Source organism: Photobacterium alginatilyticum (assembly GCF_009910675.1).
Taxonomy (GTDB): domain Bacteria; phylum Pseudomonadota; class Gammaproteobacteria; order Enterobacterales; family Vibrionaceae; genus Photobacterium; species Photobacterium alginatilyticum.
Genome location: NZ_RSEJ01000010.1, coordinates 113010 through 139315 on the forward strand (window position 1 = coordinate 113010; position 26306 = coordinate 139315).

The 26306-nt window shown below is 47.1% G+C and carries 20 protein-coding genes; 13 read left to right on the plus strand and 7 right to left on the minus strand.

The genetic code is table 11. The features are described from left to right. Positions 1-5 precede the first annotated feature (5 nt). Entirely contained in the window at positions 6-767 is a 762-nt protein-coding gene (gene btuD, locus EIZ48_RS11480; protein ID WP_160651223.1) for a vitamin B12 ABC transporter ATP-binding protein BtuD, read from the plus strand. On the opposite strand, the gene EIZ48_RS11485 is transcribed toward btuD, so the two are convergent. Beyond that, positions 764-1081, minus strand: coding sequence for a hypothetical protein (locus EIZ48_RS11485; RefSeq protein ID WP_160651226.1), 318 nt, complete (start codon positions 1079-1081; stop codon positions 764-766). The genes btuD and EIZ48_RS11485 overlap by 4 nt on opposite strands. A gap of 153 nt (positions 1082-1234) precedes the next feature. Then, a complete protein-coding gene (locus tag EIZ48_RS11490) occupies positions 1235-2689 on the minus strand; it encodes a DUF3360 family protein (RefSeq protein WP_075763438.1) in 1455 nt (484 codons plus the stop codon). A 648-nt stretch (positions 2690-3337) separates the two neighbouring features. Here EIZ48_RS11490 and EIZ48_RS11495 point away from each other — a divergent pair. From EIZ48_RS11495 to EIZ48_RS11525, 7 genes are all read left to right on the plus strand, one after another. Further along, positions 3338-4705 (plus strand): TolC family protein, encoded by a 1368-nt coding sequence (locus tag EIZ48_RS11495; protein ID WP_160651229.1) that lies wholly within the window; start codon positions 3338-3340, stop codon positions 4703-4705. Continuing rightward, the gene (locus EIZ48_RS11500) at positions 4702-5853 is read left to right on the plus strand and encodes an efflux RND transporter periplasmic adaptor subunit (protein WP_160651232.1); all 1152 of its coding nucleotides are present in this window, start codon (positions 4702-4704) and stop codon (positions 5851-5853) included. The genes EIZ48_RS11495 and EIZ48_RS11500 overlap by 4 nt, the downstream gene beginning before the upstream one ends. A 3-nt stretch (positions 5854-5856) precedes the next feature. Continuing rightward, on the plus strand, positions 5857-9072 hold the full coding sequence (locus tag EIZ48_RS11505; RefSeq protein ID WP_160651235.1) for an efflux RND transporter permease subunit: 3216 nt from the start codon (positions 5857-5859) through the stop codon (positions 9070-9072). Further along, complete coding sequence (locus EIZ48_RS11510) at positions 9066-9749, plus strand: response regulator transcription factor (protein ID WP_160651238.1); 684 nt, start codon at positions 9066-9068, stop codon at positions 9747-9749. Before EIZ48_RS11505 ends, EIZ48_RS11510 begins: the two co-directional genes overlap by 7 nt. Beyond that, entirely contained in the window at positions 9733-10983 is a 1251-nt protein-coding gene (locus tag EIZ48_RS11515) for a sensor histidine kinase (RefSeq protein ID WP_160651241.1), read from the plus strand. Before EIZ48_RS11510 ends, EIZ48_RS11515 begins: the two co-directional genes overlap by 17 nt. Positions 10984-11593: 610 nt before the next feature. Further along, positions 11594-12085 (plus strand): hypothetical protein, encoded by a 492-nt coding sequence (locus EIZ48_RS11520; protein ID WP_160651244.1) that lies wholly within the window; start codon positions 11594-11596, stop codon positions 12083-12085. A 141-nt stretch (positions 12086-12226) separates the two neighbouring features. Further along, positions 12227-14029: a M3 family oligoendopeptidase gene (locus tag EIZ48_RS11525; protein WP_160651247.1), complete on the plus strand. Its 1803-nt coding sequence runs from the start codon at positions 12227-12229 to the stop codon at positions 14027-14029. Between the two features lie 111 nt (positions 14030-14140). Here the strand turns inward: EIZ48_RS11525 and EIZ48_RS11530 are convergent, their stop codons facing one another. Next, the gene (locus tag EIZ48_RS11530) at positions 14141-14812 is read right to left on the minus strand and encodes an outer membrane beta-barrel protein (protein WP_160651248.1); all 672 of its coding nucleotides are present in this window, start codon (positions 14810-14812) and stop codon (positions 14141-14143) included. Positions 14813-15347: 535 nt separating this feature from the next. Here EIZ48_RS11530 and trpB point away from each other — a divergent pair. After that, complete coding sequence (gene trpB, locus EIZ48_RS11535; RefSeq protein ID WP_160651251.1) at positions 15348-16583, plus strand: tryptophan synthase subunit beta; 1236 nt, start codon at positions 15348-15350, stop codon at positions 16581-16583. Between the two features lie 64 nt (positions 16584-16647). Here trpB and EIZ48_RS11540 read toward each other — a convergent pair whose 3' ends face one another. The 4 genes from EIZ48_RS11540 to EIZ48_RS11555 form a co-directional block, all read right to left on the minus strand. Then, positions 16648-18054, minus strand: coding sequence for a YfcC family protein (locus tag EIZ48_RS11540; RefSeq protein ID WP_075763473.1), 1407 nt, complete (start codon positions 18052-18054; stop codon positions 16648-16650). An 86-nt stretch (positions 18055-18140) separates the two neighbouring features. Beyond that, the gene (locus EIZ48_RS11545) at positions 18141-19250 is read right to left on the minus strand and encodes an NAD/NADP octopine/nopaline dehydrogenase family protein (protein WP_160651254.1); all 1110 of its coding nucleotides are present in this window, start codon (positions 19248-19250) and stop codon (positions 18141-18143) included. A 179-nt stretch (positions 19251-19429) separates the two neighbouring features. Continuing rightward, positions 19430-20377, minus strand: coding sequence for a LysR family transcriptional regulator (locus EIZ48_RS11550; RefSeq protein ID WP_160651257.1), 948 nt, complete (start codon positions 20375-20377; stop codon positions 19430-19432). Positions 20378-20563: 186 nt separating this feature from the next. After that, entirely contained in the window at positions 20564-21484 is a 921-nt protein-coding gene (locus EIZ48_RS11555) for a M14 family metallopeptidase (RefSeq protein ID WP_160651260.1), read from the minus strand. 376 nt (positions 21485-21860) lie between these two features. On the opposite strand from EIZ48_RS11555, the gene EIZ48_RS11560 reads away from it, so the two are divergent. The 4 genes from EIZ48_RS11560 (at position 21861) to EIZ48_RS11575 (ending at position 26238) form a co-directional block, all read left to right on the plus strand. Continuing rightward, the gene (locus tag EIZ48_RS11560; protein ID WP_160651263.1) at positions 21861-22781 is read left to right on the plus strand and encodes an NmrA family NAD(P)-binding protein; all 921 of its coding nucleotides are present in this window, start codon (positions 21861-21863) and stop codon (positions 22779-22781) included. A gap of 133 nt (positions 22782-22914) precedes the next feature. Continuing rightward, a complete protein-coding gene (locus EIZ48_RS11565; RefSeq protein ID WP_240152944.1) occupies positions 22915-24222 on the plus strand; it encodes a Na+/H+ antiporter NhaC family protein in 1308 nt (435 codons plus the stop codon). 104 nt (positions 24223-24326) lie between these two features. Then, positions 24327-25202, plus strand: coding sequence for an AraC family transcriptional regulator (locus EIZ48_RS11570; RefSeq protein ID WP_160651268.1), 876 nt, complete (start codon positions 24327-24329; stop codon positions 25200-25202). Between the two features lie 163 nt (positions 25203-25365). Continuing rightward, the gene (locus tag EIZ48_RS11575; protein WP_160651270.1) at positions 25366-26238 is read left to right on the plus strand and encodes a nuclear transport factor 2 family protein; all 873 of its coding nucleotides are present in this window, start codon (positions 25366-25368) and stop codon (positions 26236-26238) included. Positions 26239-26306: the final 68 nt, after the last annotated feature.

Sequence of the window (26306 nt, forward strand, 5' to 3'; positions counted from 1 at the left end):
GTGCGATGATTGTAGATGCTAAGAATCTGGCGATGCCACCTAGGCTGTTGCCTGTTTCATTTTCCATAGAGGCCGGTGAGATCGTTCACCTAATTGGTCCTAATGGCAGTGGTAAAAGTACTGCCATTTCGATGTTATCCGGGCTGTTTCAGGGGGAAGGTGAAGTACAGCTGCTCGGTAAATCATTGCAAGAGTATGATTTGCAATCATTGGCAAGGCTGCGCTGCTATCTGGCCCAGCAGGATCGCCCTGCTTTTTCTGTTGGTGTCTACCATTACCTTTCCTTGGCGCTGTCGGCGCTTGGCGAGCTAGATGCTGATTGTGTTCAGTCGGCATTAGATGAGGTATGTAGCGCCCTGAACATAGCCGATAAGCTAACCCGAAATATTCAGCAGTTGTCTGGCGGGGAATGGCAGCGTGTTCGTCTTGCGGCTGCATGCCTTCAGGTGTGGCCTACGTTGAACCCCGAGGCCAGATTGCTGTTGCTTGATGAACCAGCAGCTGCGCTGGACATCGGCCAGGAAGCTGCCATGTATAAACTGATACGTATGATGGCAGAGCAAGGTATTGCGGTTGTGATGGCAAACCATGACTTAAATCGTACCTTGCGTGAGGCTGACAAGGTGTTGTTGTTGAGTAATGGCTCATGCGTTGCCAAAGGCAGGCCGAAAGATGTTATGACGGTTGAACAGCTCGAAGCAATATTTGTAACGCAGGTACAACGTATCGAGCATGATGGAAAGTCTTGCCTGCTGTTTACCGATTAAGCTGAATGGGAATTGATATTCACAACGTTGCCAGTACGGGGATCGGACCATGCCAAGAGCTGGTGGTAGTATTTCTTCTGCAAGAATAAATACAGGCTCAGGCTAGCAAATATCAGAGTAATTAAATGGCTGCTTTCTTCGACATTTGATGATGCAAAGCCGAGTAGGATGCCGATGCCAATTCCCACTCCACAAAGTAGCTGCAGCATTGGATAGGCAAGAAAGAAAAAAGACTTCAGATTAATAAGTAGAGAATACAATCCATGTTTCAGCATTCTCAGGGCATGGTTTGGAGCCATGTCTGTCAATCGCATATTCTTAACCAAGATAATTAGAATTATTATTTCACTGGGGTGGTAAACAGGAAGCTCGGTATTGCTTGTTGGGTGAAATTAAGCTTCACCTTGCTTCCTGTTGATTGTGCGCATTAGGCCAGAATGTCCGGCCCAATGCTTTTGCAGGACTCGTTAGCCTAGCAGTGCAGGGATACCTGGCAACTGACCGACAAGGGCCAATGCACCGACACAAACAATCACTGCTGTTGCCGGGATAATCAGCTTATCAGTGCGGGACAGAGAATCAGCACGTTCTTTGTTGCCGATAAGTCCCAGGTTGTCCAGCAGCATGGTAAGTGCCCAGCCAAAGACAGGGTTAACCAGTGCACAGGCAAACATACAGATACCAGCGCTTTGTGAATTGCGTGAACACTTCACCATTTGCATACCGGCTTCCAGTAGCGGCAGGAATACACCGACAAGCAGGGCAACGCGCAGAACAGGTTCCCACATAGCCAGATCCATCGGGAAGCCTAATACAGCCGCCAAGACACACAGTAGACCGGTTAGCAGTGCTCCACCTGGGATCGGACGTTTAGCAATGGCTGCCGGGATCATGTAAGTACCCCAAGACGATGCCAGGTTACCACCACCCAGACCCGCACCGATCATCTGACGAATAGAACATACTGCCATTGTATCGTCGACGTTCATCAGAGCGCCTTTGGCACTTTTCGGGTAGTTTAATTCCTGGAAAACACGGTGGCCAAGAAAATCTGGTGACCACATAGCAACGGCTAGAATGGCAAAAGGAATAACTGCAATATAATGCTCTAGTTGAGGCCAGCCAAGCTGCCAACCAGTATTTTCTCCCCACCAGAAGAATGGGCTCATATTTGGTAAGCCAGGCTCAGTGACAAACTCAAAAGGTACACCCATTATATATGCAACTACACCTGCAATTAATGAACAAAGTGGAATAGCGAGCCAACGTTTTTCTACTTTTGCAAGGTAGGCATAAATAACAATTGTCGTAAGAATAACAATAAATGAAACGGCATCCAGGCCAGAACTGACTGACCATGACTCGAACTTATTTAATTGTCCAATAAGTCCAACGGCACCAAGGTATATTAATAGTCCACCACGAACACCTTCGCCGGTTAAATTAACTAACCTTGATCCACCTTTGGTTGCACTTAATATTAAACCAAATACACCAACCATAATTCCTAATGCGAGAGGGTGTCCTCCAGCGGCTGCAATTAATGGAATCAGTGGGATCATTGGCCCATGAGTACCTGCCAGGTTGGATAACGGATTTAAGATGGCAGAGAAGAAAACAACAAAAAGAAGTCCTGCAATCAATAGCTCAAAACGTACGTTTTCAGCCACGAACTCTTGTGATAGGCCGAATTGTGCAGCAAATGCGGCGACCATGGCGGTAACCATGACAACTTTACCTATGGTTGCGGCAATGGCAGGTACCCAGTCTTCGATCTCTATACCAAAGTCGCGAAAGGGCAAATGCACTCGCCATCGCTTAAGATCCATAATTGAGAGCTCGTGCTCTAAATACGCCGCCCTCGATTCAAACTCGCTGGCTTTTTTACGGCGCTGTTTATAGGTCCCATGATCTACACTCATGTCAACTCCAAAAAATTAATAGATATATGCACTTTGATGCTAATAATAGTTATATTACTAAAGAGGTATTAAATAAGTCTGAAATATTTATATAAACATTGAAATATATTTTGATATTTAATTTGACCCAGATCTCATAATCAACGTAAACATATAAACAAGATGCACATAAAGAAATTTTATATTACAAATGATTTATTTTTAATTATGTTAAGTTTTTAATTTGTATTATATTTTCTCTAGTTGTTTGTTTTATATATTCAAACTTTTGCTGACAACCAAATAGCAATTTACTGATAACCACTCATTAACATTGAGGGTGCTATGGCTGTTGTTTTTCCATATTTGGGTGCTTGTATTGATGTTTGATCTTATTGCAGTTGATTGTTTGGCTTATTTTGGGTTGGATAGGGGGATGTATTACTTAAAAAGTTAAAATATTTTTACTTAATTCATATTCTTCAAAAGCGTTTAACATTTATAGTAATAGTTATAAATATTATTAGGTTCTAATATGCTTATATTGGATTCACTGTTACTCTATCTGTTGAATATATTAATTTCTTTATTAAATACGTCGTTATATTAACCCTGCCTTAACGCCTTCATCTTTATGCTTGCTTCAGAAAATTTCAGGAGACAGGCTTAATGACTTTGCCAAGTGAATTTAGGATCTCACTTGTTTCACTCATGATACTGGGTATTACCGGCTGTAGTACCTCGGGCGGTGTGAACTTCCAACAAACTGCACAGGACTCACGTGCCGAACACCAAGCATGGAGTTATCAGCAAACTGATGCCTCTCAGGCGAGTCAGCTTACCGATTTAGTAGCCATACCGACGCTGACACAATTAGTTGATGATGCGTTGGCCCAGAACCCCAGCCTTCAGCAAACTGCATTGGCACTCCAAATTGCCTATGCCCAGGAAAAACTTGCCGTTGGTGATCAATTGCCGGCGCTGAGTGCCGGGTTCAGTGGAAAACGAGAAGAAGATAAGGACACGAGTTACAGCACAGATCTGACGGTGAGCTGGGAGCTGGATTTGTGGCAGAAGATCAGCGATGGCGTCGGGGCTGCCCAGATGGATGTAGCCAGTTCACAGGCTAACTTTCAGGCTGCACAGGATGCCCTGGCGGCGAATATTATGCGCGCCTGGTTACAGATTAATCTCAGGCAGCAATTGCTGAGCATCGAAACTCAGCGTCTGGTGGTTCTGGAAAACAATGAAACCTTTATTTTGGAGCGTTACCGTGTGGGGCTTGGGCAGCTGGAGGAGCTTGATAATGCCCGTAGCAGCAGTGCACAGACAAGGGCGATACTGGCAGATTATAAAGAGCAGCTTGCCAAGGAATACCGTGCACTAAATCAGTTGTTGGGCAGGGATCCATCTTCCTCGGCCCCTTATATAGAGCAGCATTTTCCGGAAGTACTCGAGCCACTTGCGTCACTTCCCGAGCAAGATCTAGGGCGGCGACCAGATTTGCAGGCTGCCTATTACACCATTCTCGCTGAGCAATACCGAACTTCTGTTGCCTATAAAGCGCTGCTCCCGTCGATCAGTTTATCGGCTTCGCTGACAGATATCGGTTCCAGCCCGAGTGATGCCTTACTGACAAGTCCTGCCTGGAGCCTGCTAGGGCAACTGACAGCTCCGTTGTTTCAGGGGGGCAAGCTCAGAGCCCAGGTTGATATTGCCGAGCTAACAGCGGAACAAAGTTATTGGGCGTATCAGGAAACTTTGCTCAATGCTGTCACTGAAGTTGAAAACACTTTGGGTCAGGAGCAGTCACTGGAACGACAGCAGCTACATCTGAAGCAAGCACTAAGCAGCGCCTCTCGCAGTGTCACTAATTACCAAACCAAATATCGACAAGGGCTTGTCGATATTCTTGACCTGTTATCGGTACAGCAACAAACGTTTGATCTTCAATCTCAGCTGGTACAGATAACGTATAACCGACTCGTAAACCGAATTGACTTAGGCCTGGCGCTAGGGCTTGGAGTGTCATCATGAAACTAAAAATGCTTACCATTGCAGTAACACTTGCTTCTGCAGCCAGTATTGTTGCTGTTGCAGCCTTTAACGGCGAGCAGATGAGTGCCGTTACTGCTCCCGCAGTTGAAACACGCGGCCCTCAATACCCTGATGTTGCGATTGTTGAAGTTGCCCGACGTGATTACAGGGCAACGATAACGGGGCATGGCGAAGCAAAACCACGCTATGAACTTGATTTAACCACAGAGGTTAGCGGACAGGTTGAGAGCCTGGCCGATCGTTTTGAAACGGGGTTGGAGTTTGAAAAGGGCGATGCCTTAGTCAGATTGAATCAGACGGACTACCAGCAGGCTGTTGCCAGTGCAAAGGCATCTGTCGCTGATGCCAGGCTAGCGTTGCTTGAAGAACAGCGCCAGGGCCAGCAGGCCGTGAAAGAGTGGAAGCGATCCGGGCTCAAAGGCCAACCGGACTCATCCCTGGTGTTACGCGAACCGCAACTACAAGCAGCAGAAGCTAAATTGGAAAATGCCAAGCGGGAGCTGGAGAAAGCAAAGCGCGATTTGGGGAAGACCACAATCAAAGCCCCTTTCAATGCCTTAATTGTTTCCAGGGAGGTACAGCCGGGCAGCTATATTCAGGCCGGTAGCAAGGTGGCTATGCTCTACAGTACCGACAGGGTTGAAATCAGCATTCCGCTGTCCGGCAATCAGTGGGGGAATTTGCCGCCGCTAGATTCGCTCGGTAATGAACAATGGCCGGTCGAAATAACCAGTACCGAGGGGAACAAGCAATGGCAAGGTTACGTTGAACGGGTTGAGCAACACCTTGATAGTGCAAGCCGGCAGCGTTCATTGATAGTTGTGGTCGAGCAGCCGCTGCAACAAGCCAACCCTTTGTATGCAGGTACATTCGTTGAAGCGAAAGTGCAAGGCCGGGATTTATCCGAACTGTGGCAGTTACCTGCATCGGTGATCTCGCAAACAGGAGAGATTTGGCTCGTCGATGACAACCAAAGTTTGTTCAGTATCAAGGCCAAGAAACAGTTCGAAGACAGTAACTATGTCTATGTGGTTCCGCCTGACGGCACTGAGTATGCCAGAGTGGTTATTCGTCCGCTGAACAGCTACGTACAGGGTATGTATGTTCAGCCGGTTGTGGAGGGGTAAGCAATGACATCTCCTCAGGATATAGCTGCGGCCAAGCAGTCTGGCGGCATTATTGGTTGGTTTGCGATTAACTCGGTTGCGGCGAACCTGTTACTGGTTAGCATGATTGTGCTTGGTATCATGTCGCTGAATTCTATTCGCAAGGAAGCCTTTCCCAGCATGGAGCCTAACGTCATCACCGTATCGGTGAATTATGACAGCGGCGATGCCAAGCAAGCCGAAGAAGGTATTGCGATCAAAATTGAAGATGCATTGGAAACGGTGCCGGGTATTAAGCGCATCACATCGACGTCTGATGCCAACGGAAGCTCGGTACGAATCGAGAAGCTCAGTGACTACGAGCTTGAGACTTTGTTGACTGATGTCAAAACTAAAGTTGATGCCATATATAATTTTCCTGCCGATGCTGAAAATCCGGTAATTGATAAAGCGAGAATGCAGGATCATGCCCTTTGGGTTCAGCTTTACGGCGATGCCGACAGGGCAACGCTGCAGGCACTGGCCGAAAAGTTAAAGGCTGATCTTCTGGCGCAGTCATCGATCCGGGATTTGGAAATCAAAGGTAAGTCTGAGCCGATCATTTCTGTCGAAGTGGATGAAGGGCAGCTTCAGGCCTATGGTCTGTCTCTGTCGGATATTGCAACAGCGATCAATGCCGAATCATCTACTATCTTGACGACAAGCCTGCGCAACGGTGAGAAGGTGGTACGGCTTAAAGCGGCAGAACAAGCATACCAGGCAGCTGAATTTGCACGTATTCCGTTAGTCACGACTGCGCAAGGGACCATTATTACCCTTGGTGATGTTGCTAGTGTCACCGAGGCATTCGAAGATGATCCGTTTACTTTGTCTCGTTATCAGCAAACAAACGGAATGGGTATTGAGATCGTCATGGATGAGTATGGCGATGTTACCCAAATTGTCGAGCAGGCTAAACAAGTGGTCGAAAACTGGCATCAGCGTGGTTTGTTGCCTGCGAACGTCGAGTTGGTCACTTGGTACGACAAAAGTACTTTAATAAAAGATCGACTGTCACTGCTGACCAGTAACGCTCTGACAGGTATCGCATTGGTGTTTATTGTTCTGGCCCTGTTTCTTAATCTGCGCGTGGCCTTCTGGGTAGCAGCTGGTCTGCCGTTTGTCTTTTTCGGTACCTTGTTTTTTATGGGCGACAGCTTTACCGGATTGACGATAAATGAAATGACCACATTCGGTTTCATTATGGCGCTGGGGATAGTGGTCGATGACGCAGTCGTTGTTGGAGAGAGTGTATATGCTACCCGGCGCCAGGATGGGGATACCCTTGCCAATACCATAAAAGGCACGCTAAAGGTCGCCGTGCCTACACTGTTCGGGGTGTTGACAACTGTCGCAGCATTTATGTCTTTGTCGAATGTCACAGGTGATTTAGGGCAGATTTATGCCCAGTTCGGTACTGTAGTTACCATTTGCTTGTTGTTGTCGGTAGTTGAATCCAAGCTGATCCTGCCATCGCATCTGGCGCACCTCAATACTCACCGCCAGATCCCACAAGGTATTAAAGGCTGGTGGGCACGTATCCAGCATGGTGCCGATAGTGGGCTGATGTGGTTCAACCGACGTATTTATTGTCCCGTGATTGAATGGGCATTGAATTTCCGTTATGCCGTCATTTTGGCCTTTATTGCCCTCATGGTGCTGGTAGCGGGAATGCCTATGACTGGAAGTGTTCGTGTGGCATTTTTCCCGGACATACCGGGTGACGTCGTCACGGCCGATCTGTCAATGCAGAATGATGCGAGTTTCGGACAGACGAATCGAAATCTATTGAAGCTTGAGCAAGCAGCTCTTCAGGCAGACCGTAACCTCATTGCCCGAAAAGCAAATGGCAACCCGACTGCTAATTCATCAGATACTGGCCTGCTTGCCAAAAGTGGAATAACAAGTTTGCAGATTATTGCCGAAGACGATAGCTCGGGTAAATTGCAAGTTGAGCTAACATCTGACGGGCTGTATACCTCGACAGAGTTCGAACAGGAATGGGAGCGACTTAGCGGATCGCCGGAAGGGGTTAAGAAGCTGAAGTTTTTGTCCAGCTTTGAAATGGTTGATAACTTCAAGGTGGAGCTTAAAGCGTGGGATGATGCAACTGTCCGCCAGGCCGGGCTGAAGTTTAAAGACCTGCTGGCGCAGACTCCGGGCGTGAGTGGTATCGATGACAACCTGAATCCGGGCCTGCCGCAGATCCGGTTTGAACTCACGGAGCAGGGCAGAACATTGGGGATGGATACGGCTAATTTGTCACAACAGGTATTGCAGTCCTTTGGTGGTGAAATTGTTCAGCGTTATCAACGTAACAAAGACGAAGTTAAAGTTCGAGTTCGATACCCTGAGCAAAAACGTCAGAATATGGCCGACATAATGCAGTCTCGGGTGCGTACCCCGGATGGCACAGTGGTTCCGTTAAGCACAGTTGCCAATGTTGTTTCAGAGTACCAGCAAGATGAAATTACCCGCATTGATAGCTTGAGGGCTATCTATATCACGGCTGTTGTCGATAAGGCGATTGTTGCTCCCAACGAGTTGGTGGCTCGATTGCAGCAAGACATAGTACCTGAATTGCAGCGACAGTATCCGGACTTGAGTGTGCATTTTGCCGGAGAGGCCGAGCAGCAGCAGGAAGCGACCAGTTCGATGGGCAATATGTTTATTGTTGCGTTGCTGGCGATTTATGTCCTGCTGGCTGTACCGTTGAAGTCCTATATTCAGCCGTTGCTGATCATGACAGCGATTCCTTTCGGTATTGTTGGGGCAATACTGGGTCACTGGTGGAATGACTTGACCATTAGTATCTTGTCGCTTAACGGTATTTTGGCGTTGAGCGGGGTCGTGGTTAATGACAGTTTGCTATTGGTTTCACGTTTCAACGAATTGAGGGAAGATGCCAGTATTCCTGTTAAGCAAGCAATTAAAGAGGCCTGCTCCGGGCGTTTGCGAGCTGTTTTACTAACCTCTGTGACGACTTTTGCCGGATTAACCCCACTGTTGGGAGAAACCTCGATGCAAGCTCAGTTCCTGATCCCGGCGGCAGCGTCATTGGGCTATGGTATTTTGTTCGCGACCTTGATCACTCTGATCCTGATCCCGGCTTTGTTATTGATTCAATGTGAAATCAAGTCGTTACTCGCTAAACTGGTCAATATGACAAAGCAAGAAAACAAGGTTGCTGAAGTATGCTAAACCTGCTGCTGGTAGAAGATGATCTGGATTTGGCAACAGCTGTTGTCGATTACCTGGAACTCGAATCCATTCAGTGTGACCACGCCGTTAACGGCGTGGTTGGTTTGAACCTGATCAATAAGAACTCGTATCAGGCGATCATCTTGGACTTGAACCTGCCCCGAATGGATGGATTAACGGTGTGCAGGCAAATGCGCGAGCTGGGTAATGACACGCCTGTTTTGATGTTGACGGCACGAGACAGCCTGGATGATAAGCTGGTCGGTTTTGATTCCGGTGCTGATGATTATTTGGTTAAGCCTTTTGCGATGGAAGAACTAATTGCCAGAGTCAAGGTGTTGTCACGTCGCCGCAGCGGGCAGTTAAACAAGCTCACTGTCGAGGATCTCGAGCTAGATTTAAGTCAGAAGATGGCTTATCGAAACAAGCAGTTGCTCAAGTTATCACCGACTGCAATTAAGATCCTCGAGGTGCTTATGCGTGAGAGTCCCAGCCCTGTCTCGAGGGAGGTGTTGATGCAGCGTGTTTGGGGAGATGAGCAGCCAGACAGCAACAGTTTGAAAGTGCATGTGTTCAATATCAGAAAGCAACTGGATCAGGCTGGTGGACCATCCCTGATCCATACCATGACTAGTTTTGGGTTTGTCTTGAGGAGAGCAGATGAAAATCAGACTTAGCCTCCGGCTGTACTTTCTGGCTGCGATGCTATTGCTTGGTGTTTCATTGGTGACGGTGTTTTCCGGGTTGACCGCCAGCTACTTCATTAAAGGTATGGACAAGGCTATGCGTTTCGCTGCGATTGATACCGCTGAAGCAGAAGGAGTTCGACAAGGTCTGCCGAAGCTAGTGATTGGTTTTAATGTTGCCAGTGATTGGCAAGATGTTCCTGAAGATATCCGACAACATATACCAACCCCGCCAACTGAACTTTATGTGCTGGAAAAGCATATTAAAGGCCCATTATTCTACGGCCCGCCCGAGGCGGGTTATTTTGTAATGTTAGTGATCAATAGCCGGGGAGAACGACGTTTCGTCTCACGTTCTTTTGTTGGCGCGCCACCTGATTTCGTAATCGAGGAAGATTTCTCCCATTTCCTTTGGATTCTAATTTTTTGTATAACAGGAATTGTGACTTTTTCCGTGGTATTGATTTTAATGATGCGCTCGGTGGCATCACCGGTGGAGAGACTACGTGACTGGGCAAAATCATTAAGTGCCGATAGCCTGAAACATCCAGCTCCGGATTTTCGCTATAACGAATTGAATACATTGGCAACGCTAATCAAAAATAGCCTGAATTCGGTCCAGGATGGTCTTGAGCGGGAGCAGGTTTTCTTACGACATGCCAGTCATGAGTTAAGAACACCAATTGCCGTTATTCGTACCAATACAGAGCTGCTAAAAAAACTCGGAACAAGTAATCCAGAAAAGTCTCAGGCTATAGTTGAGCGTATTGAACGAGCCAGTTTGACGATGGGGCATTTGACCGACACCTTGTTATGGATGAGTCGGGAAAGCGATTCATCGTTGCCGACTGAGCAGGTTGATTTGGGCGCTTTGATAGAAGAGTTGATTGATGAGCTACATTACTTACTTCAGGGTAAAAATGTCGCAATTGAGGTAGAAACCTCGCCACACTCGGTATTGCTTCCCGTGATCGGGTGTCGAATCGTGCTTACGAACTTGATAAGAAATGCGTTTCAACATACTCATCATGGCAGGGTAGTCATAACTCAGGTTGAAAACTCGGTGCTTATCATGAATACCAATAGCGATAGCCAGTCAGGCGAAACGGGTGATCTCGGTTTTGGTTTAGGATTGGAGCTTACAGATAAGTTGGTAAAACGCTTTGGATGGCACTACGAACATCGTATAGAGGCGACAGGTCACGTGGTTAGAGTAAGGTTTTAAATTGCTGTTATCACGCTAGACAAGTGTCTAGCGTGATCATTACTTATGTAGATAGTATTAGGGCTTTATAAAGTGTATTTCTTTCCGCAACTCGGGCAGATAAAGCTTACTTTGATGGTTGTAAATTTATCTAGAAATGAACGTTTGACGCGGTGAATTATTTTCTTGCTTTGACATGCCTTGCATTCACTACACAACATACGAAAGAGCCTCATTTAGTTGAATGTGACCTGAGTGTTGTTGGTTTCCTGGTGTGATTTCGTTTGATGAGGTTATTATCGCCGCTGCAGTAAATGATTTTTTCATAAATAGAATGAGCTTTATTTTTATCGTGAATGGATTATATTTCTAATATTTGTGATTTTTATCGTGTAAATAACTATTTTTCAGGATGATATCAGTGATAAGTTTTAAATGCAGTTCTTTTTATGGTGTATTGTTTAGCCCCAAAAGAACCTTTCATTGATTAGCTCTTTTATCTGGTGGCAAGGGGAAATCTTCAAGTCTACCTAAGTACAGAAATCACAACCCAATAACGCAATTGATAATTATTTGCATTTGTTATTATTTTTCATTTAAATATGCCTTTATGTTTAAGGTGGGTGTGAAAATGAAACTCGAACAATGTTGGCAGCACTATACAAAGGCGGAAGAGCTGATCCAGCAGGGGCACTGGCCCGAGGCGTATTATTTGTATAACGATGTGTTGTCGCATTTGCCGAATTATATTCATCACGCTGTAAGCTGCCCAAATACCAGACCCTGCCAGTTTGCCTGTATGCTTGATGGCTATCGAAATGCTTGCATTAACCAGTCCGAAATACTGAATCATCTGGGAAGGAAAGATGAAGCATTCACCCTGCTTTCAGACACCTATAATTTCTTTCAATTCCTAACGTTAGAATCTTGCGCAATCGTGCAATCCTTAGAATCAGTGTTGCATAACCATAGTGAAAACCTGTTTCGTCATATCAGTGCTTTCTGTGCCGCACAGAGAAACTCGGATTGGATGCAGGAGCTGGCTAATATTCAGCGATCACATCACCACTTTCATCAATTGCAGTACTCAGCGTTTGTCACGCAATCTAGCAGGCTTAACTAATCTATATCGAATTGTCGTATAGCTGATCACCGTAATTTGATAAGACAGAAATTAAATGCTAGATACGCTACTCTAATATAATGATTTAAATCGTATTTCTGATTTTCAGAAAGAATGCTGCTGACTGTTGAGGAACGACAAATGAGAGCACCAAGTTGGGATCTTGCCATTGCCTATGAAAGTTTATCTGATCCTAAAATCTCCCAAGATATGAAAATTGCCAAGGAAAAAGTCGCGGATTTTGCTGCCTTGGATCCTACTGATCTTGGTGATTTGATGAAGGCAATCGCCCTGAGCGATCAGCTCACCATTATAGTGAGAACCTTATCTAGCTACGCAAACTGCCTGTCTTCGGTTGATGCTTCAGACGACGGAGCGAAAAAGTTAGCTGGCAGCGTCGACAAACTATTTTCAGAGTTTGAGCAAGCGTTCAATCCGTTCATCCAGGCCTTGATCCATTTAAATGATGATGAGTTCAATACAGTTCTTGCCGGTAATGCCGAGCTGGGCGAACTGGAAGCCTACCGTTTCAAGCTGGAACGGGAGAGATTGAAACGAAACCGCCTCCTCTCTGTTGCTGAAGAGCAGTTACTTTCGGCAATGAATGTCGATGGCAGAAATGCTTGGGGCCGGCTCTATGACAACCTGACCGGGAGTCTTTCCGTGACCTTAAAGCTGAAGGACGGTAGCGAGGAGACTATGGGGCTTTCTCAGGCGGCAAGTATTCTCTATGGGCCCGACAGTGAGCGTCGTGAGCCGGCATGGAAAGCTATCTCAGAGGTAATGTGTTTCCATGAGCAAAGTTTTGCAGCGATTTTGAATGGGCTAGCTGGTGGCAGGCTGACTGAGTACGAAAAACGGAGTCATACCGAGCAGGTGCATTTTTTGGATTCCAGTCTTCATAGTAGCCGTATTGAGAAGGAAACCTTGGAGGCAATGTTCAAGGTAGCCAGAGACAACCAGGCAGTAGGGCGAAAAGCGGGTTTACAGATGGCTAAGCTGTTTGGGACAGAGAAACTTAAACCCTGGGATGAGCTGGCCTCGATGCCGGCTATTAAGGGAGGGAAGAGCGAAAGTTATAGCTTTGAGCAGGGGATCTCGATTATCCGCGAGGCGTTTGCAGGTGTCGATCCGGAAATGGCAGACTTTGTCGATATGATGGTTGAAAGGCAGTTGATTGATGCCGCTCCTCAGCCAACGAAACGCCTGGGTGCCTATTGTACCAAGTTCGTGAACACCAGAACTCCTTTGGTATTTATGACCTGGGGCGGCAGTATGTCCGATGTGCTTACGCTGGCCCACGAACTTGGTCATGCATTCCATAACTGGGTAATGCGGGATATGCCTGTAGTACGTAGTGAGTATCCGATGACACTGGCTGAGACGGCGTCAATTTTTGCCGAGAATATCGTTCGTGATGCGCTGTTGGAGAACGCAGAGAGTGATCGGGATAAATTGATGATGCTATGGGAAGAAGCTCAGGCCACATTGGCTCTGATGATCAATATTCCTGTTCGATTTGAGTTTGAGCAAGCCTTTTACGAGCAGCGTGAGCAGGGTGAATTTACCCCGGCACAATTTAGGGAGCTGATGGCCGGTACATGGCGAGAGTGGTATGGCGAGGCGATGGACGAAACGAATGATATGTTCTGGGCCAGCAAGCTGCACTTCAGCATTCCGGAGCTCAGCTTCTATAACTACCCCTATTTGTTTGGTTACCTGTTCAGCAAGGGTGTTTATGCCCAACGAGCAGTAAAGGGTGAGCAATTTTATGCTGACTATAAAGCCTTGCTGCGGGATACCGGCTCGATGACCGCTGAAGAGGTGGTGCAGAAACACCTGGGAATGGATATCCGCCAGCCTGAGTTTTGGCAGCAGAGCGTCGATATGATCTCGGCGCAGATTGATGCATTTGAACAACTTATTGAGACTGGCCGCCAGTAGGCAAACTATCCCTTGAGTACAAGTAGTCGTAACAAAAAGCGGTTTAGCGTAACGCTAAACCGCTTGAGTTATTATGAACCAGCGATTGCTGTTTTTGCCTTCACCCGCAAATTAGAAGCTATAGCGAGCACCCAGCTGGTAGCTCATTTCTTTTAGATCATCAAAGGCACGGTGCTGAAGGTTGGCTTCGATGCTCATGTGATCAGATACCTTGAAGTTGTTGCCAAGGCGAAGCTCATACAGGGTGTCGTCGTAGTCTGCTAGACGCATTGCTGGTTCTACAGTCCACTTATCCATTAGCTGGTAACGAGCACCAATTTCACCTGTCAGACCAGAGTCGTCGCCTCTTACTGTTGCGCTTGCGCCAGAGAAGCCAAATACATGCACATCCAACTCAATTTCTGAGCGAGAGTAACCAGCCAGACCATATACCGTCAGGTCGCTGTTGATTGGGTGGAAGTAACCCAGACCAAGCAAACCGTGAGAGATAGTCAGATCATCTTTAGCTGTCGCGTCACCACGGGTTTCCAGGAAGAAGTTATCAGTAAAGTTCCAGCTACCGCGAAGGTACATACCTGCAGTGTTGTCTGTCAGAGAGGCATTCTGGTTCCATACCGACACAGAAGAAGGCAGGTCGTGGTTGTACGAGTTTAGCTGCAGGCCGCCTGAAATGTAGTTGAAGTTTTGAGTTAGGTTGTGGCTCGCAGCGTCAGTTGATTCCGCTTGCACAGAAAAAGTGGTAGCCAAAATAGCAGCAAGGGGAAGTAGTGCGAATTTTTTCATTATCTAAACCTAATAAAGTTGCTATACATCGACAAGAAAACTGTTTTCGTTGTCGACTTCAGAAGATGAGCGGATAGTACGCCCATTAAAAACGCTGTGCAATAATTATTTGTACGATGTTTTTTATTTTTTGACTGTTTGGTCGATTATTGGGCGAATTGGCTAACAGGGATCACATTTATCCTTGATAGTCACATGGTTTCTATTCAATCAGTAACGCGAAGTCTTTATGATAGGCGAGTGTATACCCAAGCTACCTCAAGATGCTCGTTTCAGCGAGAATTACTTGGCTTGTAGGCTAGGCACCGATTTGAAAATCTAGTGGCTCTAAATTAATAATCGGTAACAACGCATAGAAGCCAAGTAAACACGCCCTTTGGGAGTGAGCCAGCGAACCCATTTCTGTGTCAAATAACGTTGAAAGGGAAAAGCCATTCCTACCGTTATTTTCCTTGAATTGAGCTCGCTGGTCTCACTCTGAATCCTGCATCTTGAGGTAGTTTGGGTATACTCACTGAATAGGACAAGGAATGCCATGAAGAATACGTTTGACCACGCTCTGCCGAATGCAGAAGGCTATTTTGGTGAATATGGCGGTAGTTTCATTCCTGAAGAACTACAAGAAATAATGAACCAAATTGCAGCCGCTTATGATGAATGCCGCAAGGATCTGGCTTTTCAGGATGAGCTCGCTCGTTTGTATAAGCATTTTGTCGGTCGCCCAAGCCCGATATTTCATGCTGAAAACTTATCCGCCAAATATGGCGCGCCTATTTATCTTAAACGAGAAGATCTTAACCATACCGGTGCCCACAAAATTAACCACTGTTTGGGTGAAGCGCTTGTTGCTAAGAAAATGGGCAAGAAGAAACTGATTGCAGAAACAGGTGCAGGCCAGCATGGTGTGGCCTTGGCGACGGCAGCGGCATTGGTTGGTCTGGAGTGCGATATCTACATGGGAGAGGTGGACATTGCCAAAGAACATCCGAATGTTGTACGGATGCGGATCCTTGGGGCAAATGTTATTCCAGCTACCCATGGCCGTAAGACGCTGAAAGAAGCGGTGGATGCAGCATTTGAGGCTTACCTGAAAGATCCGATTAACCAGCTATATGCGATAGGCTCAGTTGTCGGTCCTCATCCATTCCCGATGATGGTCAGGGATTTCCAATCTATTATCGGTAACGAGGCTCGCGTCCAGTTCAAGGAAATGACTGGTAACCTGCCAGAGAATCTTGTTGCCTGTGTCGGCGGCGGTTCAAATGCAATGGGTCTGTTTACTGCCTTCCTTGAAGATGCAGATGTGGCTATTCACGGTGTTGAGCCTGCCGGACGTTCGCTGACCGAAGTCGGTGAGCATGCCGCAACGCTTACTCTGGGAGAGCCAGGTGTGATGCATGGCTTTAAGTCATATATGTTGAAAGATACCGAAGGTGAACCACAGGAAGTGTACTCGGTGGCCAGTGGCCTGGATTACCCGTCTGTCGGGCCGCAGCATAGCTACCTGAAGGATACAGGTCGAGCCAAGTATGGCACGGTGAATGATCAGGAAGCTATTGATGCCTTTTTCGAACTTTCCCGTCATGAAGGCATTATTCCGGCAATTGAATCGGCCCATGCCGTGGCTTACGCGCTGAAACTGGCCAAGCAGGGTGAGAAAGGCTCAATCTTGATTAATTTGTCGGGCCGAGGTGACAAGGATATCGATTTTGTCGTTGAAAACTACGGCAAAGACTATGGCATCGAGTCGCTATTAAATACGGCCAAATAGCTCGACTTTCTATAAAGAGAAAAGCCAGACTTTGTGTCTGGCTTTTGTGTCTGTGTTGAAAGCGCTAGCTGAAGATAACGCCAAGGCTGAGCAAGATCATTACCATGGCTGTCAACACACCAAGTAGCGGGCCAATGAATTTCAGCCAGGATGAGTAGGAGACGCGGCCGATAGCCAATCCGCCCATTACTACCCCGGAAGTTGGCGTAACAAGGTTTGGCAGGCCAGAGGCGGATTGGAACGCAGTGACGACCAGTTCACGCCCAACACCGGCGAAGTCAGCAAGCGGCGCAAGGACCGGCATTGACAGAACTGCCAGGCCAGAAGAAGAGGGAACAACAAGACAGAGTACCGCTTCAACCCAATAAATGGCATTGATAAAGGCGACTTCGTGTAATCCTCCCAGCAGACCTTCGGCATAATTGAGAATAGTATGGGTAATGTTGCCGTTATCCATCACGACAACCAAACCACGAGCGATAGCAATGATAAGGGCTACACCAAGTAAATCACGGGCACCGTTTACAAAGCTGTCGGTGATCTCGACTTCTGACAGGCGGCCGACGAAACCAACAACAATACTTGAGCCGATAAATAGTGCCGATAGCTCTGCCATCCACCAGCCGGCAAGAGACACTCCCCACATCATTACCGCAAAGGTTAGGCCGAAAATCACCAGTACTGCTTTGCGTTTTCCTGTCAGTTCAGGGGCTTGCTGCTCTTTGCTATGAAGGAAATGCTTGAGGTTGTCTTCTTTTTGGTGGGCAACAATGGACTGCATCGGATCACGCTTTACTTTGTCGGCATAGCGCATGACGTAGATAACACAAGCCAGCCAACCTAACACCAGGATAACAGCACGCAGCGCAAAGCCTTCCATGAAGTTGATCTCGGCAGCGTTGGAGGCAATCACAGTTGCAAAAGGGTTGATTGTAGAGCCGAGACAGCCGATTCCCGCACCGACCATAATAATGGCGACTCCGACTATGCTGTCATAGCCAGCAGCGATCATCACAGGGATCAGCAAGGCATAAAAAGGGATCGTTTCTTCTGCCATACCGTAAACGGTGCCTCCGAGGGCAAACAGACCCATCAGGATTGGGATCATCCACTTTTCACGCCCGGCAAGGCGCTTCATGGTGCCTGCAATACCGGCATCAATCGCACCAGTTTCTGTTACTACGGCCAGAAAGCCACCGATAACCAAGACGAACAAGGCAACATCAACGGCGCGTGCCGCGTAGCTTGCCGGATCGTAGAAGCCCTGAATGGGGGCCATGAGTACATCAACGATGCCCTGTGGGTTTGCGTCGACCGTCTGGTAGGAGCCGACAAGCGGCACCATGCGACCCAGTACTTCATTGTTTTCCATCTGATACTGCCCGGCCGGGATCACCCAGGTCAGCAGCGCCATGACAACGGTAAGCAACATCAAGATTGTGTAGGCCGAGGGAAATTTTATTCTAGTCATACAGATGTCCTTTTCAGATGGGGCAAGCTGCCCCATGAACGGGTGGTAACCACCTCTAATTGATGCAAAAAGCTAAGTCTCGAACGCTAAGCAATAAATTCGAGTATTTCTTGTGGTGACAGGTTAGCCAGTCCCATCTTTTTCAGTGTCCTGCCACTGGTAAAGTAGTCGGTATCGTTATAGGCATTGTCGATGTGCAGGCAGGAAGTGATCAGCGGAGTATCGACACCCGCCAACTGACCAAGCTCATAGCAAGGCACCAGCAGGTAGGCAGCATCCTCTGTGATGTATCGGTTATTGGCCGAATTAGGTGCACTGTTTAGTTTGCCATGGGTTTCCGAGGTACGGTTTACCTCGTACACACTCTCACAGTCCATGGCGTAGAGGGCATTCATCGCCTCAAGTTCCGGGAGCAGGCTAATCCCTAATGCCTTTCCGATGGCCAGGCGTTCTTGTTCCATCACCGCAGCAGCTTTGGCTGTTGAGATTGAACAGCAATCCTTGTAGTAGTTGAACTGGCCGTCATAATTTTCTAGCAGCCCCATATTGAGCGTTGTCAAAAGCGGATGGCCACCAAAATTGATATTCTCCAGTCCGGCTTCGATAACATTATCCAACGGTTTTAGTGGCAGCGGCATAACAGGTTGCAGTGCTTTAATAGCCTCCGCTGTCTTACTGGCAGGCAGTGCTGATACTGGCAGAAACTCCTTCATGCCGAGAATGGCCAGCTCGGCAGGGCCGACAATCCGAGTCGCCCAGGGGATGGAAATCGCATCGACGAAGATGAGGTTAAGATCCTTATAGCCTTGATCGTTCTTGATCCGGTTTAGTACCAATGAGCCATAGTTACCCGGCATCAGCATAATGATCTGGCCGTCGCGTAAATGCGGCAGCATGCTGGTGAATAAAGGTTCCTGGGCAAATGAAGGAACAGGCAGGACCAGTAAATCCGAATAGAGGATGGTCTCTTCAAGATCTCGGCTTACCTTATCAATAGCCTGAAAACCTGAATAGGTGAGGGGGACATCATTAAAGCTTGCGAGCGCTTTGATACCGCCGCACTTTTCGATATCAGCCAAAGGCTGGTCAAACCCTGTTGCGCCGTACAGGCAGACATCTGCTCCCTGAAGTGTGAAATGATAGGCTGCTGTTAACCCGGCATTGCCAGAGCCGATAACAGATACACGAGGTGCCATAGTTCTTCCTTTTTGAAACGTGTTTGGGTGTTTTCAGACTAAGGAAGAACCTGCTTTTACAGCCAATGAAGAAGACGCAAACAACCATGCAAAAAAGTAATAGTTGTCATCGGGTTTGGTTTTAACTGTTTGATAGTTTGACTGTTTTCAAGGTTGTGTTTAATCATGACAGTTACTGGTTATCTGTGAGATTGCGCATCTGCATCTTCATCAAGATCCCGCATCGAGCCGATTTTGAGGTAAATATCCAGTTCATCGGCAAGGAGCAGGAATTGCTCGATAAATTGCTCGGCATGCCGATGTATTGGCTTGAGTGCCGGGTAGAGCATGTCGAACTCAAAAGGGAGACTAAATACCAGCGGGCGCATCACAACCTGGGGATGCTCACACTCCATGTGGGCCGTAAACGGGTCGGTAATCGCAATTCCTACCCCTTCACGAACCAGGACTGCGGCTGTGCTGGCCAACGATACTTCTATTTGTTCTACAGTCGATAAGTTATAGCGGCGGAGCAGGGCATCTATACGTCGTTGGATGGCATCTTTTTCATGGCGGATCAGCATTTGGTCGGCGATATCATAAATATCGATCACCGAACGCTTGGCTAACGGGCTGTCTGCGGGGATCAGGCAGACGCATTCACACTCGATTTTTTGGGCTTTTACCCCAGCCAGATGTTCGTCGACGAAGGCAAAACCGATATCGGTGGTCTGGCTTTGGATCCGGCGAACCACCTCTTCGGAACGGTAGGTTTTGAAGCCGACCTTCATTTTTGGGGCATTCTTGAGAAAGGTTGCCAGAATACGGGGAAGATAGGCGTTGGACAGCAAGGGCATAGCGGCAATATTCAGGCTACCAAAGTGACTGGATCTGATGGATTCTGCAGCGAGGTCGAGCCCGGTTACCGCATCGAAAACTTTGGCAACTTCCAGATGGAATGCCTGTCCTTCATCACTCAATACTAACCGGTTTCCCTTGCGGATAAACAAGTGAAAACCCAGGCGCTGTTCCAGCCCAGAAAGCAAGCGGCTGACGGCGGGTTGGCTGAGGCTGAGTCGCTCTGCTGCAGCGGTAACGGTTTGGCATTCGACAATTGCTTTGAATGCATTGAGTTGGGATAGCTTCATCGACGTTGCGCTACTCTTATTGGCTTGATTATGACTGTAAGCTACCAAATATCTTTAGTTAATACTTTTTTGGCGTGCCTCAACCGTGACAGGCAACGTAAAAAGACAAAGCCAGGTTGAGAACCTGGCTTTGTCTTGATGCGATATATTTTGTGTATGAAGGGTTTAAGAATATGCCGGGCCTTGCTACAACTGCTTGATAATGTAATCAAGTGCACCGGTAACTGCCGCGACCTGTGCGTCATTGCATTCCTGATCATTAACGAGTGGGCTATCTGGGTAGACCTCGGTTGTGGTGCCGTAAGTACAATTCGTTAAGCCGCTACATAGACCTAGCTTCTTGGTAGGGTAATTAATCACGCCTTCCTGAGTTATTGCCTCACCAATGATTTTTCCTTCCCCGTCAGGCGGGGCGATATGGGTGATTTTTTTGACTGATTCGATAATAGCCTTCTGGAACTCATCCTGAGGGTTGTCGGTATCACCGACAAGGTAAAAGCCGTCCGGAATCATATCTTTGACATACTCAATGCCGTCTCGAGCGGCGAGGGCGGGCCTGAATTCCAGTTCGTCGGTATCCGTTGTTTCGTGAAGGTCGATGTGGGCAAGAATATCGTCATTGAGAGAGGCAACTAGTTGCATTAAGCCTGCCGATTCTTCTGACGGGCTGTTCTCATAGAAAGAGCGGTTAGGATCGACAGCATTGGGATTCCAGCGGTTGATGGTTTCATATCCCCAAGGGCTGACGCAGGGCGCAACAATGATATTGAATGTATTGCTGTAGTTGTCAGCTTCCGTAGCGGCAAACTGAAGAGCGCCGTGTACACCACTGGTCTCGTAACCATGAACACCACCTGTGATCAGGACTGTTGGCTTATTGCTGTCCCAGTTTCGGGTTTTTAGCGCAAAGAGAGGGTATTTCTCGCTATCATAAGAAAGCGCACCATACTGGAGCAATTCAAAGCGTTCCCCGAGCGGGGTGAGTTTTTTAACGACTTCGTCCTGGTAAGAGCGTTTGATCGTAACTTGTTTAAGCCATACGGCCTTTTCTTTATCACTCCATTTTTGCCCTGGAGTACCTATCGGGTAGCTGTGTGAACTGCTCATTACTCTGCCTTTAGTGATCGTCGTTATCGGAAAATACAATTTAGAGAATAACAGCCTACTTCGCATAGGCAACAGTATTTTCTTTGGATATTAATAGCCCGTTTTAACCTTTATATCAAAGAGATGCTGTATAGCTGCAGGCTATTGGTTGCGGTTATATGTAAGCATGTGTGAGCCGATTTAAAGGAACCGATTATCATCAGAAAGAGAGTGCCGGGTTCGATATTTACCATTTTAAGACTGGCTCTGACCATGAAATGCAATATGGGGACATTTACAATTTCCTCCTCAGGTACAGGCAGGCTTGTGCTATTACTCCGAGCCGTTGTGAATTGTGCCTGACAAATTGCATCTTATGAAGTGAGAGGAGCTTGGTATGAAAAAGCAACATGTGGCTGTTATCGGTGCAACAGGACAAGTGGGGACACCATTAACACGAGGTCTGCTCTCGCAGGGACATGATGTCACCATCATTACCCGCAAGGCGCAAAAAGACGCTAAGCTGATGGCTTTTGAACAACAGGGTGCTTCGATTTCTATCTGTGTTGATATGCATGATGTGGATACAATGGCAGAGAGACTTCTGGGTGTTGATACTCTGGTTGCCAGTGTCCCGGGTTCAAAAACTATCATCGAGCAATCCGAGCCTGTCTGGCTGGAGGTTGCAGTGAAAGCCGGCGTGAAACGCTTTGTTCCGACTGAGTTTGGTTGTCATACTCAAGCGCTTGAAATGGGAGATGGTGAGGTGTTTGACAACAAGAAGCGCTTTCACGATTTATTGATGAGCTCAGGCATTGACTGGACGCTATTCTACAATGGCGGCATCTTTGACTATTTCTTGCCTAATTTGCGTTTTTTCCGAAAAATCACCACGTTTGGTGATCTTGAGTTGCCTATCTATACCCATGATATCGAAGACATTGGTTATCTTGCGGCACTGGCGGTAACTGATGAGCGCACTCTGAACAAGTGCGTTCAGGTTGATTACAATGCGCTTTCCCAACATGAGATGCTGGACCAGCTTAAACGAAACTGGCCTGATCATTCCTTTGAGTATGAACACTTCTCTTCAGAATATATTACGTCCATGAAAGAGAGTGCTGGTGATGAAGTGACGGCGAAAAAAGGATCGGAAACAGACAAAGAGCGCTGGGGGATCAACTACGCGATTTATGTCATTGGTAAGCTTGCTGCATTTAACGAGCAGACATTGCGTACCAGCGAACTCTATCCTGATTATGTCTGCAAACGGCCGGAAGAAGTGTTGAACGACGCTGAGTTTGTCTTCGAGGACTGATCTCTTTTGCTAATGGCGAAGAGGTAACTTCCGGGTTATCTCTTCGTGTTTGTTACAAGCTTCCTTTCAGAACAGGCCGTTTATGGACTCTTGGCTAACCCTATTACCCCCGTGTATATCAATACTCCTTGCGATGACTACCCGGCAAGTTTACGTCGCTATTTTTACCGGTATCATGGCGGGTTCAATTCTGCTTTCACAAACAGTGATTGGTGGAATCGCAGATAGCTTCAATGCGATAGCCGTCACTTTTTCATCGCCGAGCTCGGTGAAAAGCCTGATCTTTATTGTGATGATTGGTGCCATTATTAATGTGATGCAACAATCTGGCGGAGTAGAAGCACTTATTCACCAGCTCTCCAGGCAACGAGGCCCGGTAAAAACAAAAGTTAGTGCGCAGCTAGTTACTTTCGGCTTTGGGTTCTTAATGTGTCTGGAAGGTGTTGGCTCAATGATGTTGGTTGGTGTGGTTGGCAGACCCTTGTTCAAGAAGTTCGAGATCTCTAATGAAAGGCTGGCACTGGTAGCCAACTGCACTGGTGCACCTCTGGCCTGGCTTGTCCCTTTTAGTGGTGCCGGAGTGTTTCTGACCAGCCTGATTACTTCAGAAGTTGAAAGGGGAACGTTGTCTGAGCAACCGGTGAGCTATGTACTAAGCGCTTTGCCTTATCAGTTCTATACGATTGTGATATTGGCTCTAGTGCCGTTGCTGGCACTATTGAAGAAAGAGAGACTTGTTGCGAATACAGGCGAAACCGTCAACGTCGATAATGAAAATATGAACAACCGGGCTGCTGCTCATTCATCAGCGACTGCATTTTATCTGCTAGTGCCCATTGCTCTGTTAATAACACCGATTGGCTTAATAACTTACATGACGGATGATATTAGCTCGGCAGTCTATTTGAGTGGCTTTATTTCGCTTATCGGTTCAGGTGTTTATTTTCGTGCCAATAAGGTAAGCGTTGAACAATATATAGATTGGTGCCTACAAGGTATGAAAAATATGCTGCCTGCTGCGATTATTCTGGTCTTGGCTTTCTCCTTAAGCAGGGTATCTGGCGAGTTGGGAACCGGAAAATACCTGGCAAGTTTGTTCGCCGGTGAGCTGCCTCTAGGGCTTGTTCCTGTTGCAATCTTTGTGTTGTGTATACTGATTTCATTTTCAACGGGCAGTTCGGGGGCGACGGTCAGTATAATGACGCCAATAGTGATTTCACTGGCGGTGAGTACTGGTTCGTCTGTGCCGCTGTGCATTGCGGCAATGATCTCCGGGGCGGTATTTGGAGATCAAAGCTCGCCAATTTCCGACTCGGTGATTGTTGCGTCGTCGGCTGCAGACTGTCCTCCGGAAAAACACTTCGCGACACAGCTGCCCTATACGCTGGCAGTGGCCTTATTGTCACTGGCATTTTATCTGGTGGTCGGACTAAGTGCCTAATACTTTACATAGGCAGCATAGATGCTTGGTATGGTCGTTTGAGTATAGAGTATGCGATAGTGGTCGGAGAAGCTCATGACAAACAAGAAGATAATTAGAGTTGTATGAATATCCCTGAAGTAGGCTTCAACCACGCAAAAACGGCAAACCGAGAGATCGAGGTTATTGATCTGGAGGAAATATACCAGCGCACTCATGGCCTTAACCATACGCCAACCCTGCCACACCGTGTTAACTTCTATCTCCTCATTCATATTGAAGAAGGAGAGGGAAGCCATTTGATTGATTTTGTAAACTATCCTTATCAATCCGGGGCTTTTATTTCGATTCAGAAGAATCAGGTTCATGCATTTGATTTTAGCCACAGGCCCAAAGGAAAAGTGCTGTTGTTTACCCAGGCTTTTATCGATCAGGCGCTGGCTAATATGCGACTGCCTGAATTTACTCCCATCCACCTCGAACATGCTTATCAACCAGTTTTTACGCCGGACTCTGACGTGTTGAGCAGCAGCCAAAGTATTCTGGCAGAGATCGTCAAAGAGCTGAGTTATCAGAATGCGGATCCCCTCATTGCAATGTTCCTATTTTCCTCACTGTCGTTAATACTTCGCCGCGCTATGCCTGAAAGCCGCCATGATAGGTTGAGCAAAGATCAGCTAAGTAAGTTTTCCCGCTTTATTGAATTGCTGGAGAAAAGCTTTCATCGTACCCGTGATGCAACGTATTACGCAGAGCAAATACATACCACCTACAAGACACTCAATCAGATATGTAAACTGGCAACAAACCAGACAGCCAAGCAACTTATTGATGCTTACACGATTCTGGAGGCAAAACGACGCTTGGTGCTAGATGGTTTGCCAACCCAGCAACTGGCCTACGATCTGGGTTTTGAAGATGCCAGTAACTTTGTAAAGTACTTTAAAAAGCATACGTTGCTAACGCCCTCTCGCTTTCAGAAGCAGTATTCAGCCAAGTGACTTCAAATTGAACCTTCTGCGGAGTCTGGTTTACCTTGTGTTTTGAAGCTGTTTTTGGATTCGGTATAGAAGTTCGATATTGACCATTTTTCAGCGGGTACTGACCGTGTGCCCCTTCCTTGTTTTCATTACTATTTCCTCATTCCAACAAGAGGTGAACAAAATGAAAAAAGGTCTATCTGCCGTACTGGTTACCGCAGCCATCCTATGTAGTGCCTGTACCAGTCAGATTTCAGCTGAAGAGGCGGAAATGAAACTTTCAAATAAAGACAAAGCTGTTGCGCTGCTTAATAGTATCGAAACGGGGGATCACCAAGCTATTAGCTATGTGAATTCTGATAATTACACCCAGCATAATCTTGCGGTAGGTGATGGACTGGCTGGGTTTGGTGCTGTACTCCAGGCGCTTCCTAAAGGCAGCGCAAAGGTTGATGTTAAACGCGCCTTCCTGGATGGTGATTACGTCTTTACGCATGCCGACTATAACTTCTTCGGCCCTAAAGTCGGTTTTGATGTGTTTAGGTTTGAAGACGGCCTGATTGTTGAGCACTGGGATAACCTGGCTGAGAAAACTCAACCAAACCCAAGCGGCAGAACGCAGCTTGACGGCCAGACACAAGTAACGGATCTCGAAAAGACCGAGCAGAATAAAGTGCTGGTGGAAGACTTTGTTAGTACGATCTTAATGAAGGGCGACTATTCTCAGCTCGGACGCTTTATTGATAGCGGTGAGCAAGATTATCTGCAGCATAACTCGGTGATAGCCGATGGCCTGAGTGGCTTGGGGCAGGCACTGGAGCAGATGGCAGCACAAGGTATCAAGATGGTGTATGACAAGAATCACCTGGTGCTAGGAGAGGGCAACTTTGTCCTGAGCATCAGCGAAGGCAGCCTGGGTGGTGAACATGTTTCTTACTACGATTTGTTCCGCATCGATGAAGGTAAGATCGTCGAACACTGGGATACGATCGAATCTATTCCGGCCAAAGATCAGTGGAAGAACAATAACGGCAAGTTTGGGTTTACTGCGCAATAACAGTAACTGGAACGTAAAGCGGCTACCTTTTTCAAGGTAGCCGCTGTTGAGGTAATGCTAGAGCCGAG